This is a genomic window from Pedobacter nototheniae (genome assembly GCF_004335085.1).
Lineage (GTDB): Bacteria > Bacteroidota > Bacteroidia > Sphingobacteriales > Sphingobacteriaceae > Pedobacter > Pedobacter nototheniae.
In genome coordinates this window covers 104,503-117,391 of sequence record NZ_RQRS01000004.1, presented here as the reverse complement: position 1 = coordinate 117,391, position 12,889 = coordinate 104,503, and the positions used below count along the sequence as shown (strand labels likewise).

Annotated in this window: 11 protein-coding genes; 2 read left to right on the top strand and 9 right to left on the bottom strand. The window is 34.1% G+C overall.

From position 1 onward, the window contains the following. Positions 1-118: 118 nt before the first annotated feature. The 5 genes from EHC72_RS05355 to EHC72_RS05335 all read right to left on the bottom strand — a co-directional run bounded on the left by EHC72_RS05355 (position 119) and on the right by EHC72_RS05335 (position 5,922). Positions 119-1,150, bottom strand: coding sequence for a response regulator (locus EHC72_RS05355; RefSeq protein WP_131536640.1), 1,032 nt, complete (start codon positions 1,148-1,150; stop codon positions 119-121). A 25-nt stretch (positions 1,151-1,175) separates the two neighbouring features. Continuing rightward, positions 1,176-2,372, bottom strand: a complete 1,197-nt coding sequence (locus tag EHC72_RS05350; RefSeq protein ID WP_131536639.1) for a PAS domain-containing sensor histidine kinase — start codon at positions 2,370-2,372, stop codon at positions 1,176-1,178. Between the two features lie 70 nt (positions 2,373-2,442). Then, positions 2,443-4,248, bottom strand: coding sequence for a hypothetical protein (locus EHC72_RS05345; protein ID WP_246029381.1), 1,806 nt, complete (start codon positions 4,246-4,248; stop codon positions 2,443-2,445). 338 nt (positions 4,249-4,586) lie between these two features. Further along, a complete protein-coding gene (locus EHC72_RS05340; RefSeq protein WP_131536638.1) occupies positions 4,587-5,219 on the bottom strand; it encodes a Crp/Fnr family transcriptional regulator in 633 nt (210 codons plus the stop codon). A gap of 256 nt (positions 5,220-5,475) precedes the next feature. Beyond that, the gene (locus EHC72_RS05335) at positions 5,476-5,922 is read right to left on the bottom strand and encodes a hypothetical protein (RefSeq protein ID WP_131536637.1); all 447 of its coding nucleotides are present in this window, start codon (positions 5,920-5,922) and stop codon (positions 5,476-5,478) included. Positions 5,923-6,019: 97 nt separating this feature from the next. On the opposite strand from EHC72_RS05335, the gene EHC72_RS05330 reads away from it, so the two are divergent. Then, positions 6,020-6,226, top strand: coding sequence for a DUF6965 family protein (locus EHC72_RS05330; RefSeq protein WP_131536636.1), 207 nt, complete (start codon positions 6,020-6,022; stop codon positions 6,224-6,226). 29 nt (positions 6,227-6,255) lie between these two features. On the opposite strand, the gene EHC72_RS05325 is transcribed toward EHC72_RS05330, so the two are convergent. Beyond that, entirely contained in the window at positions 6,256-6,570 is a 315-nt protein-coding gene (locus tag EHC72_RS05325) for a hypothetical protein (RefSeq protein WP_131536635.1), read from the bottom strand. A gap of 315 nt (positions 6,571-6,885) precedes the next feature. Here EHC72_RS05325 and EHC72_RS05320 point away from each other — a divergent pair, with 315 nt between their 5' ends. After that, on the top strand, positions 6,886-8,151 hold the full coding sequence (locus tag EHC72_RS05320; RefSeq protein ID WP_131536634.1) for an Hsp70 family protein: 1,266 nt from the start codon (positions 6,886-6,888) through the stop codon (positions 8,149-8,151). A 5-nt stretch (positions 8,152-8,156) separates the two neighbouring features. Here EHC72_RS05320 and EHC72_RS05315 read toward each other — a convergent pair whose 3' ends face one another. The 3 genes from EHC72_RS05315 to EHC72_RS05305 all read right to left on the bottom strand — a co-directional run bounded on the left by EHC72_RS05315 (position 8,157) and on the right by EHC72_RS05305 (position 12,882). Then, entirely contained in the window at positions 8,157-9,080 is a 924-nt protein-coding gene (locus tag EHC72_RS05315; RefSeq protein WP_131536633.1) for a carbohydrate kinase family protein, read from the bottom strand. Positions 9,081-9,338: 258 nt separating this feature from the next. Then, positions 9,339-11,387, bottom strand: coding sequence for a glycoside hydrolase family 2 protein (locus EHC72_RS05310; protein ID WP_131536632.1), 2,049 nt, complete (start codon positions 11,385-11,387; stop codon positions 9,339-9,341). Between the two features lie 40 nt (positions 11,388-11,427). Beyond that, positions 11,428-12,882: an alpha-L-fucosidase gene (locus tag EHC72_RS05305; protein ID WP_131536631.1), complete on the bottom strand. Its 1,455-nt coding sequence runs from the start codon at positions 12,880-12,882 to the stop codon at positions 11,428-11,430. Positions 12,883-12,889 lie beyond the last annotated feature (7 nt).

The window sequence follows — 12,889 nt, the reverse complement described above, 5'->3', positions numbered from 1 at the left end:
ATGAGGCTGCTTAGACTAAAAAGTGATTGTAATCACTAAATTAATTTGTTTGTATATAAAAAAGCAACACAGCTTACAATAGAGCACTGCAAGTTGTGTTGCTTAAAATCTTATTGATTTACTGCTTTACGTTGCTAAGTTTATCAATAGAAATAACCTGAATGGCATTTCCTTTTTTCTCAATAAGCCCTTCTTCTTTAAAATCAGCTAACATACGGCTAATGGTTTCACTTGCGGTACCGACTAAAGCGGCGAGATCATCTCTTGAAATTTTTAAAGTTGCAGTATCCGATTGACTATCGCCAAATTTATTGGCCACCTGAACTAATGCTTCTGCTACCCTTTTACGAACGGAAGAATACGCCAATTGTAGCATTTGTTTTTGTTTATCACGTACATTACCCGATAAAAGCGACATAAAAGTTGATGAAACGGCTTGATGATTCAACAAAGCTTCCATGAAATCAGCCTTCGGGATATAAATAATTTCGCTTTCTGTTAAGGTAGCCGCATGATCGCCATAAGATTCGCCACTACATAAACTTTCATAACCAAAAAAATCAGCGTTGTGGTAAAGGTTTGAAGAAAGTTCGCGTCCATCCTTAAAGCGTTTATACGTTTTCACCTGTCCTTTTACCAGATAATATAAATGCGCAGGTTCATCGCCTTCGAGGTATAAAATTTGTTTTGCAGCAACGGTACGCACTTTTCCTTTTTTGCGAAGTTCTTCCATAATTTCTGCTCTTTCTGTAGCCGAGGAGCTGAAACCAACCGCTTGTTGTTTCTTTCTAAAACGACTTTCTATTGCCTTAAAAAGTTCTATATCATCAAAAGGTTTGGTTAGGTAATCATCAGCACCCATTTCCATTCCCTTTCTCATATCTGCACGTTCTGATTTCGCTGTTATAAAAATGAAAGGTATAGCAGCAGTTTTAGGATTTTTATGCAATAGATATAACACACCATAACCATCAAGTTCAGGCATCATAATATCACAAAGTATTAAATCTGGTAGGTGCTTAATGGCAAGTTCTACACCAATTTTACCATGTTTGGCCGTGTATGTTTGGTAGCCAGCTAAATCAAGAATCTCTGCTGTTCCTTCTCTAATATCATCATTATCTTCAATAACCAATACGCTTCTATTCATGGGATGTTAAAATTTATGGTGGTAATTAATTGGGTTCGTTAAAAGTAAAATGTAAGGTAAAAGTTGTGCCTTCATTTTGTTTACTTACACAGTTTACAGTTCCATCCATTAAACCAACGTAACGTTTAACAATGTTTAAACCCAATCCAGTTCCTGGAATATCGCCAGTATTATGTGCTCTAAAAAAGGGTTCAAATAGGTTATCCTGGTCTGCCTTCGGAATTCCAATGCCATTATCTTTAACTTCAAGAGTCAAATCTCCCTCTTTTAAAATTGAGTTAAACTGTATTAAAGTATCTTCTCCAGAATATTTTATGGAATTGGAAATTAAATTAATAATACAGTTTTTTAATAAATTTGGATCTAGATAAACGTTGGCAATTGTACCGGTATGCTCATAAACAATATGCTGATTTTGCTTGCTCATTAACTGCATTTCTTCGGCAATTTCTTCAGCAAAACTTACAACATTAAATTGCTGCACATTAGCTTCTACTTTGCCTGCCTCCAGTTTTTCTAAAGATAGAAAATCGTTTAAAATGGTTGTTAAATTATTAATGGAGTTTTTAATTTTAAGCGTATGTTTTTCTACACTATTTACATCATTTTTTGATGTATACTTATCAATTAATGAGGCGGATAACTGTATAGAGCTCAAAGGTGTTCGAAACTCATGAGATGCCATAGAAACAAACCTTGTTTTAAGCTGATTTAGCTCCTTTTCTTTCTGAAATAAGGCACGCATATTTTCTTTAGCCATCTCCAATTCAGAAACCAGCTTAACTAAATCTTGTGTACGCTCTTTAATTTTTACCTCAAGTTTTTCTGTATAAGTTTTAATCTGTTCTTCATTGGCTTTTTCTTTACTTAAATCGTGTATAAAGCCAGTATAAATTTTACGATCGGTGAATTTAACTTCACTTACCCCTAATCTAAATGGAAAAACAGATCCATCCTTGCGTTGCCCGTGCACCTCTCTCCCTATACCAATAATATGTTTTTTACCCGTTGTATTATAATTATGAATATAGCTATCGTGCTGTTTCTTATCTGGTTGCGGCATTAATTTCGATACATTGCAGCCAACTAACTCTTCTTTTGAGTATCCAAAAAGTTCAAGTGCAGCTGGATTTAAATGTTCAATAATGCCTTTATCATCAATGGTGATAATACCATCAATGGCATTTTCTATAATCGCATCTAAAAATTTTGATCTATCCATAAATGATTATTTGATAAGGTTTGAGGGGATAAATATAACTAAGTTTCATTATTACACTCCGGTTAAATCCTTATAAAATCTCAAGTTCATCCAGTTTATGTTCACAAAACAACAACTCATCAAGTCCGTTTTGAAACTGTATAGACGCCTGAAAAGCTGCTTGTTCAAACAGTGTTTTATAATAACTTATCCCTTCTTTCACCTGCGATTTAAAGTTGTTAAAATACTTTCTTTTTTTATCTGTTAACTGAACGAGATGTTGCTGCATTTCTGTTTTTAAATAGTCGATATATAAATTTAACTCCTTAATAAATACATGAGGACGATCTACTTTTTCTAACAAATTATTGCGCCCGTAAATGTGTCCAGTCATTTCATCCAGTGAATATACTTTAGAAAAATAAGCCAAATTTGGTCCAGGACAAATGGAAACTGCTTTACTTTCTTTGGGCAGAAGCAAATCATATTTTAAGTATGCAGAAGCGCATAAACCTTCACACAAACAAATTTTTTCGGTAACACTATTATAAGCTTGCTGATATTCTTCATTGCTTAAATTAGCGGATTTAAGTTCTTTAATTTTAAGATTTTGGTATGTTCTGGAAGCTGTACAAATTGCCTTATCGCTAAACTCAGTATTGTTGCAAAGATATTTTTTTGTACAAGGGCTACCCGGTTTTCCTTTCTCTATTCTCTCCATTCGAAGGTTTTCCATTGTACTACCTCTAAAATTATTAAACTGCACACCTAATGGTGAAGATTGACTTAAATAGAAATCGCTTTCTGCTGAAGCAGTTAAGCGATTTAAAGTTTCTTCATCAACGTTAGTTGCTTCAGGCACTAATAAAAAAGGACTACCCCAACCTGTTGCATCTAAATGGTAATGGCTTAATAAAAAATCATGCTCGGCTGCCGTTCCAATTCCACCCTGCACACTTATTCTATAATTTGGCTGGTTGCTATAATTTATACCTTTTTGAGCCAAAGCAGTTTTATACATTACCACTAATTCTTCCATCATGGAAGTTCTTTTGGATTTAAATTCTTCTAAAATTGGCCCTAACAAATAGCCTTCAGTGGCAAAGGCATGACCACCGCAGTTTAAACCAGATTCAATTCGAAATTCGGAAACCCAAAGCCCTTTTTTTGCCAAAAATTTTGATTGTATTAAGGCTGATCTAAAATCACTCACCTTTAAAATAATCTTCTTTTTTAAGAGGCCATTTTCATCAGGATAAAAGTCATTAAATGTTTCCAGGTAACTATAAAGCTTAGGATTCATTCCTGCAGAGAGCACCACAGAAGCCTGTAATTTACTTTTTGCAAAACCACGCAAAGCCGCAAGTGCATCTGTATTTTCGTCTCCAGCATATTGCTTTCCTACAAAATTCATCTTATCTACTTTCGCCATAATATTTACATCAATACTGCCTTTAAACATCGCTTTGCGAAGAATTTGCTGAAATATTTTTTTTCGTTCGCCTTCAGGAAAATCTAACATTAAATCATAACCTTGCTTCAAAACAGATTTTTCTGGCAGCATTTCAAAAAAACGGATAAGGTCATTTCCTGCTTCAAAAGGAAGTGCTTTCAAATTTTCAAACTGCTGATGAACCAATTCATCCAGTAAGTTTAAATATGCGGTTATGCGCTTTGCCCGTGCATCATCGGATGACTTATTAATTGGTATAAAATGTTGGCCTGCTTGCTCAGTATGGTATTTTCTCATGCGCTCAATTAATTCATCATCAACGATGGAGAGTACCGATGAAATGCCATAACGACTAACTTTAAGTGGCGTATCGATAGAAAAACCAAGTCCTAAAACTGGAATATGAAAAGTATGAGGTGTCATAATTTGAGTGGAATGAATCATTTTATGTTGTTTAATCATTCATTGCAAACGTAAAAACCTAAAGGAAAAGATGGACTGGAATGTATCATTTTAAAAAGTGATCGCCATCACTTTTTAATGATTTGAAACAGAAGTTTCTATACAATAAAGAAAATGAGAAATGATTTTTAAGGAAGTAGTGCCTGCTTTACCCGCATCACATTTGATGCGGGTAAACAGGGCTTTAATTTATTAACCAAATATATGCAGTTCTAAAGCGGTGCTTGAGCGCTGATACAGTACAAATATACACTATTTAGATTAATTCTAAACAAATAAATATTATTTTTTTCGCTTAGTGGTTAACAATTTATAAAGCCTTAGTTTTCAGCATAGTTTAAGGATTCTATGAATAATCTTCTACCTTTTGATCTAATTCTACTCAGCGTTTCCATGCGAATGCCTAAATAAGAAGCTATACATTTTAAAGGCAATCTATTAATCATAATTCCAGAGAGTTTAATAAAACGTTGATAACGCTGCTCTGCTGATGGAATACGAGCCAAGATTGCAGATTCTCTTGTCCTTTCATATTGATGAGTAAGGATTTTTAAACCAATTTCTTTTGCCTCTCCAAACTTTTCATAAAGTTCATTAATTAAAGTATATGGAATGGCAAGCAAGCGAGTGGTTTCCAAAGCTTGCATAATCTCCGGATCATCTAAATTCCTGCCCGATTCATCTAATCGGCCAATCATTTGCCCTTCTTTAGCCAACCAAGTGGTAATATCTCTACCATCCTCTTTAATAAAACCACGTGCCACACCTTTAATAATAAAGTAAACACTGGGCGCATGGATGGCATCGGAAACTATAAACTTGTTTTTTTTGAATGATACCGGATAACATTGCCTGATAATTTCATCGCACAATTCTGTAGGTAGCTTGATAATAGCATTTAAGAAATCTATAAAGATTCCTGCTTCTAAATTAGTGTTGTTGGTTCTTGACATGGGATGACAATTAGTTATGTTATCCAATCCAAGATTTAAGCCAAACGAATGATTAAAGGAATGTATTTATTTGTCAGTATTCTCAAAAAACGCCTTAATTCTATTTTCCAAGCAGATTTTACAATATTCAAAAAAGTTGATTTTTATCAAGTTTTTAAAGTAGTGTTGCCTTTTTAGTCTCAATACCCCATTTTACTAGGAAAATATTTACCCACAATGGGGAATTTTTACACGTTTTCTCAAAATTACCCAATTATTAGTCATTTACTTTTACAATAAATTCATTATTAAAACAGGCATCGCAAACTCGAAATGTTATTTGCCATTCATCTTTAACCAAATTGGCAATATAATTTTTAAAAGTTTTTTCAAAACGGTCGAAATCAATTTCAGGCTTGGCTATAATTAGATAAAAATCATCCGCTGTTGCGAGGGCTTCTTCCACAAAATTATTCCAATGTGCTTTAATTTCACCTGGTAACTTTTGATAGTTTTGATTGCTTATAAATTTCCCGATTTGAGCTAAAAGTATATGATCTATTTTTTTTTCTGAAAGCTGAGTCCATTTATTTTTTACTTGATCAATTTCGGCGATCATTTTTCCGTTAAAAAACACTTTAAAAGGATCACTTCTTTTCTCCTGTTCCAAAACATATACCTGGGTTTCATCATTGTTATCGTGAAGAAAATTTAGTGTAATCATAAATTGTGATTAATTTATTTATCTGATAACCAAACATGCTGTTAATTTTAAAATAAATGCATGAAAATGCATCATTTCATTTGCTTAACTTTAACGCATGACAATTGCAGAACTCGAAGAATATTTTAAAAATGCGCCGAAACTTGAGGAACCTTTATTTTTAAATCCTGCAACAAAAATTAATAATATAGACCATTTTCTGGAGAGCCATTTTGCCCCATTGCGTATCAATCCGGATAGCCGCGTTAATCAATCACTATTATTCAGGCTTAAAGCTCTTAAACTATTAATAGAATCTAATTAATAGTTTTCGTTTTATAACGATGGGCAATTTTATTCGTTGCCTTTAAATACATTAATTACGGAAGTTTTCCATTGAATGTAGCCAAGTTTACCACAAATATTGGCAACATTATCTTCTATCGCTGCAGAAACATCGTTTACCACCCTCCAACGGATTGCATATTTAGGATTGTAGCTAATGTATACCACTAAATCATCCGTACGTTGCCCAACGTTTTCAAGTGCTTTTAAGTGCACCTCCTGAAGTTCGGTTGCAGCCTTTTGAAGTCGCTCATTCATTATTTTACCCAATGATGTATCAGGCCGAAAATCTGTTTCTAATATTGCTAAAACGGTAACTGTCATATCATAAATTCAAAAGCTTTCTAATTTAAATATCTCCAAAGGCTGAATACTGCACACTAAATGTCCTTTATTTGGCTCATTTGGATGATATTTTTCTAATCCGCTTTAATAACACACAAATCTATACTAATATTATTAGTATCCAAAAAACGTGCCTGATATTTTCAAATTGTTATTTTGTTTTTACAATTGGAGGATTAAAATAAAGGAAAATGATTGCTAATTAAATTCATTTTCCGAACTTTTTTCAATACTTTCGCCGCCCGGTTTTACTGGAATACTCCCTTTTTTTCGTTTAATTAAATTTCCCTTGTAATGAGTAAGTATTTATATGGTATTGATTTTGGAACCACCAATTCGGCTTTGGCCATTTATGATGAAGAGAAAAAAGAAATTGTGGATACCATTATTATTCCTTCATTAATTTATTTCTTTCATGAGTTAAATACTGGCGGATTAAATTATGTGGTTGGCGAAAATGCCATTTCTGCTTACTTAAATGATGGTATGAAAGGGCGTTTCATTAAATCTATTAAGCAAATTCTATCCAGAAGCAGTTTTACTGAAACACGCATTCAAAATAAACGCTACAATGCATCGGATTTGGTTGCCTTAATTTTGAAGGATTTAAAAGCAAAGGCTGATGAAATTATAGGCCAGGATTGCAAAAAAGCGGTAATTGGCCGACCAGTATTTTTTGATGATGACAGTACATTAAAAGATACGCTTGCACAAACCCGATTAAATAAAGCTGCAGAAATGGCTGGTTTTAATGAGGTGCGCTTCCAGTTTGAGCCAATTGGTGCTGCCTTTGCTTACGAGAAAACCATTAAACAAAAAGAAAATGTTTTGGTTGCAGATTTAGGTGGTGGTACAACGGATTTTACATATTTAATTCTTGATCCGGATAAGGTAGATAGCAAAGACCGTAAAAACGATATGATGGCTACAGGTGGTATTTACATTGGTGGGGATAGCTTTGATTCTGCTTTTATGTGGGATAAAGGCACACCATACTTTGGTAAAAACACACAATACGAAGCTACTCCTGGTAAAGTATTAACGGTACCAAAATCTCTTTTTGCTAACATTTGCACCTGGGATAAAATGAACTTTTTTAATGGAAATCGCATTAGAAAAGATATTGATGATTACTATTATTACTCGGGCAATGATCGTTTATTTAAAAACTTAATTACGCTTATTGAGTATAACCTTGGTTATTCTGTATTCCAATCTATAGAAAAAACTAAAATCACCTTATCTGGCGCAGAGCAATCAGATTTCAAGTACTCTAATATGGACATAGAAATTGATGAGCATATTTCCATTGAAGAATATGGGCGCATTATTGAAAAAGACATCAATAAAATAAGTGATTATCTGAATGAATTTTTGACTAAAAACCAGATAAATCCTGCGGATATAGATAGTCTTTTTTTAACGGGTGGTACATCTATGGTTGCTGCTGTACAACATTTGTTTAAAACCAAGTTTCCTCACATTAACTTAAACTCTGGCGATAACTTTAAAAGTGTTGCTAAAGGATTGGCTTACAGCGGATACCTATTTGAAGATTAACCATTTTATTGATCTATGCTCCAGTTTTTTTTATGTTTCATCATAAAACGGTTAATGGTAGATTTTTCATAAACAGGGCAGGCACTTTCTTGCGTAGTTATGTATGCACTTAGGGCAACGGCAAAATCCAAGGTATCATTAATATACTCATTTGATAGTTTCATAGAGAGTAAACCCGCTAAAAAGGAATCGCCACTGCCTACTGTATCTTTAACTTTAATATCATAAGCTGGCCAATGGTGCTCGGTTTTATCCCCATAATATGATGCACCTTTGCTCCCTTTGGTTACCACCATCTCTGGAATTTTGAATTTTGCTTGGAGTAAATCTATCCTGTCAGTTTCTGTTTTACAGGTTTTACTAAACCAATTGCTAATAATGGTGAGTTCTTCTAAATTTAATTTAAGCAAATCGGTTTTATGGAGTAAAGTAGAAATATAATTCTCATCGTAATAGGGTGCTCTTAAATTAACATCCATCACCCGATAAGGAGCCAAATCAAGCAAATGGGCTAGTGTTTGTCTACTGATTTCGTTTCTTCCCGAAAGACTACCGTAAACCAAAGCATCTGCTTGGGCAACCAACCTTGTATGTGCTTTTTCAAAGGTTATAAAATCCCAGGCTACTGGTTGTACAATTTCGTACGTTACTTCATTATCTTCGGCTACATGCACCTCCACAGTAGAAGTTTTATGCTTACTATCTACCTGAATATAAGCATTATCAATACCAAGCTTAGCTAATACTTGTTGCAGTTCCTTACCGTTTTTATCGGTACCTACCTTACTTATTAAATGACTATTTACGCCCAGGTTTTTTAAATGATAGGCTACGTTCATTACTGCGCCACCTGGTTTTTCACCTTCGGGAAAATTATCCCATAAAACTTCACCAAAACAAACTATTTCGACATTATTTTTTCTACTCATACCAAACTTAATATCAATTAACTGCTTAAGCGCAAATTCTTAATTAGCATATTCAATTTTAAATGTAAAATAAAAAACAGTGTATCGGCTAAAATCAATCAAAAAAAATAACTTCTTTTTAAAAAATTTGATCAAAAACTTACATTAAAAACGTGCTATCAGAATCATAATTGTTCAACATTATAAGAAATAATTACAATTAAAAAATCCCTAAAAAGTAGTTAAACTTCTTAGGGATTTTAAGTTAATGAGATTAAATTATTTCAAAACCCAGGTTATTTCATCATTATAAACATGACCGTTTTTATTTGCTTTGGTTTTAATTACGTTTTTGCCTTTTTTCAAATTAACGTTTTCGAAACGATACAAAACGCCTTCAGGCTTTGTTGCTGGTAATTTTTTTCCGTTTAAAAAAACATCTGGCTCACCAATATTAGAGTAAACTGTAATTTGAGTATTGGCATTTTTCCGATCAACAGCACGACGCTCAGTTAAATACAAAACCGGATTGTTACTCCAATTGGCTTTGTACCAATAAAATGCATCCTTCTTTAATTTTCTATCAAAAGTTACCAAACCTTTCATATTACGGGCTGGCATGCTTCCTCTATTCCACATTGGGGTAGCAAAATCAAACATATTCCAAATGTAAGATGCCGTTATATAAGGGTGTTTAGCAATAATTGGCCACTGAATTTCATGTGTTTTTGTTTCATAAGTTTCGGGATAAAACGGAGAACCGTAATCAAATGTGTCTTTCAATTCTGCTTGTTCCTGTTGTTGAAAAACATTTCCATCAGCCCCATATTCGGTAAGCATAACCTTATTATTAGGATATTTACTTTCTAAACTGGAAGCCCATTTTTCTAAATCTCCTATTTTACCTTCATACCAACCGTAATAACGGTTCATGCCTTGAATATCTGCATTTAAATTTGTTGGGCGTGTCATTTCTCCATAGCCACTCACGCTTGCAGTATATCGATCAGGATCTAAAGTTTTGGCAATATCATCCAAATCTCTGGTTAATATCGCAGGATAATCGGCAATGGTTTTACCATAAACCTCATTGTGCAAACCCCAAACATAAATAGATGGATGATTGAAATTTTGCTTAATCAGCTCTGTCATTTGCTGCTTGGCATTTTCACCTTCTTCGCCAGTGGATGTATTTACAAAAGGAATTTCGGCCCAAATTACAAAACCCATACTGTCACATTGTGAATATAAATATTCTGCCTGTTGGTAATGCGCAAAGCGAATGGTTGTAGTGCCCATTTCTTTAATAATATCTAAATCTTCTTTATGCTGGGCATTGCTTAAAGCGTTACCAAACTGCCATCGATCCTGGTGGCGAGCAACCCCATACATTTTATATGGTTTATTATTAAGCAACATGCCTTTACCTGCAATAAGCTCAAATTTACGAATACCCAAAGGCTGAACAACCTCATCAATAACTTGATTATTTTGAATAATTTGAGTAACTACTTTGTATAGATACGGATTATTGAAACCATCCCAAAGGGTGGGATTTGCTAAAGTAAAATTCTGCGTAAAGTTTTGTCTGCCTTGAGTAGTTACATGCTCCTGAGTTGTTTTTTCTAGTACAAGCTTTCCTTCTCGGTTAAATAACGAGGTTTTTAATTGAATATCTTCTGCCTGTGGCGATCTATTTTCTACCTTAACTAATAAATTTAAATCTGCAGCGGTACTACTTACATTCTTTTGCGAAATATAAATTCCAGGCGATGCATAATCTGTTGTGGTAATGTTAATTTGATTGGTTACAATTAAACTTACCGGGCGATAAATACCTCCATAAATCCCGAAGAGGAAATGATTTACAGGAATAATGTCCTTTCTGGCTGTATTATTAGCTTTAACTACAATTTTATTCGTTTTTCCTAATGTAACAGCATAGGTAATTTCTACACAAAAAGCACTGTATGATCCTTTGTGCGTGCCAACCAACTTATCATTTACATAAACTTGGGCAACCTGTCCAACGCCTTCAAAACGTAAGAAAAGTCGTTTATTTTGATACTCATTACCAAAAACAACATCTTTTTTATAGATCCCCTCCCCTTCGTAAAAGTTTTTACTAAGCTGCATATCAGTTGCGTTCCAAGTATGCGGTAGCGTCACTTTTTCCCAATCTAACTTATGATCGGCGGTATCTTTAGTTTTTTTGAAAGACCAATCTGCATTAAAGTTAATATCCTTTCTTGATTGTGCTTGTGCAGTTATTTGAACAATAAGGCAGGTTATAAATAGGATAAACTGTATCTTTTTAAAATTTTGCATTTATAATAAATTATGTTTTTGGCTTTGATTAAAGTTGGGTTTATATTTTTGCTTTTTCGTAGGTACCGGATGCATTTTGAGCTTTTTTATTCAAATCCAATACAATTACAAAGGGTTTATTATCTGTACGTGCAGAAGCATGGATAAAATATTGGTTTTCACTAATTTCTTCAACCCTGAGGGCTGTTTTAGGCTGATCTAATAATGTGGCTGTGGTTATAGCGGTTTTTGAAGGAAGTTTTACCCTAAAAGCTCCTGATACCGGCACATTAAAAACAATCATATAAACCTTGTTTGAGCCAGTTTTACTGGTAAAATAGCCCCAATCTTGTTTTTCTAAACCAGCGTATTGGCAGTTATAAATGGCTTCATTATTAACTTTCATCCAATTACCAATGCCTTCTGCCAAATCAAGTTCTTCCTTACGGATTGAGCCATCGCCTTTTGGACCAAAGTTTAACACAAAATTACCACCTAGAGAAACACATTTAGCCGTCATTTCTATTAATTCATTTACAGTTTTAATGTGCCCATTCCAAGCTTTATTATAGCCCCACTGGTTTTCTGGCACCGTCATTACACAATCCCAATCGTTGCCATGCACATCTTCTATTTTATTTGGAATTTTACGTTCCCATCCTTGCTCATAATCGCCCATTAACCTTCCATTTGAATCATTATGGCGTTTACCAAAATCATCCGGTCTAAAACGGCTCCCAATTATTAATCCCGGTCTTAAAGTCCTCATTTCTTTTTCCAGTTCATCAGCAAAAGCAGCCTGTTTAACCCACGATTTATCCCAGGTTCCATCAAACCAAAGTCCTTTTGCAGTTGGGTATTTATTTAAAAGTTCTAGCAGTTGGTTACGGGTAAATTTCTTAAATCCTTCAAAAGCTATACTATCTTCTTTGGTTTTTATATCATATCTCCATCCTGGCTGATTCCAATCCATAATTGAAAAATATAAAATTACGTCGATTCCCTCTTTATTATAAGCATTTACCAACGGGCCAATTATATCTTTTTTATATGGAGAATTGGCTACCGTGTACTTGGTATATTTGCTGGGCCAAAGGCAAAATCCATCATGGTGTTTAGTGGTAATGGTTACGTATTTTGCACCCATTTGCTTTGCTGTTTTGGCCCAACTTTCGGCATTAAAATTAGTTGGATTGAATTTATAAATTAGGGAGTCGTAGGTAGATTTAGGGATTCCATTCCATGATCGAATCCACTCGGCTGCCCCGTTATAAGTTTTACCATTCCATTCTCCACCAGGAATAGCATACAAGCCCCAATGAATAAATTGCCCCAAACCATAACCACGCCATTTAGCCATTACACTATCTGTGCGTTTTCCTATGCGGTGTGCACCGTATTTTAATGGAATTGTATCGGTTTTAACTGCCTTTTCTTGCGCCTGTAAAATATTTAGGCTAAAAATTATCAGACAAAAAACTAAGCCGAAACGTTTTATATTAAAGTGAATATTCATATAATAA

Coding starts and splice junctions, on each gene's coding strand:
- EHC72_RS05325 (WP_131536635.1), bottom strand. CDS start 6,570: ATGACAGTTACCGTTTTAGCAATATTAGAAACAGATTTTCGGCCTGAT.
- EHC72_RS05310 (WP_131536632.1), bottom strand. CDS start 11,387: ATGCAAAATTTTAAAAAGATACAGTTTATCCTATTTATAACCTGCCTT.
- EHC72_RS05355 (WP_131536640.1), bottom strand. CDS start 1,150: ATGAATAGAAGCGTATTGGTTATTGAAGATAATGATGATATTAGAGAA.
- EHC72_RS05320 (WP_131536634.1), top strand. CDS start 6,886: ATGAGTAAGTATTTATATGGTATTGATTTTGGAACCACCAATTCGGCT.
- EHC72_RS05350 (WP_131536639.1), bottom strand. CDS start 2,372: ATGGATAGATCAAAATTTTTAGATGCGATTATAGAAAATGCCATTGAT.
- EHC72_RS05335 (WP_131536637.1), bottom strand. CDS start 5,922: ATGATTACACTAAATTTTCTTCACGATAACAATGATGAAACCCAGGTA.
- EHC72_RS05345 (WP_246029381.1), bottom strand. CDS start 4,248: ATGATTCATTCCACTCAAATTATGACACCTCATACTTTTCATATTCCA.
- EHC72_RS05315 (WP_131536633.1), bottom strand. CDS start 9,080: ATGAGTAGAAAAAATAATGTCGAAATAGTTTGTTTTGGTGAAGTTTTA.
- EHC72_RS05340 (WP_131536638.1), bottom strand. CDS start 5,219: ATGTCAAGAACCAACAACACTAATTTAGAAGCAGGAATCTTTATAGAT.
- EHC72_RS05330 (WP_131536636.1), top strand. CDS start 6,020: ATGACAATTGCAGAACTCGAAGAATATTTTAAAAATGCGCCGAAACTT.
- EHC72_RS05305 (WP_131536631.1), bottom strand. CDS start 12,882: ATGAATATTCACTTTAATATAAAACGTTTCGGCTTAGTTTTTTGTCTG.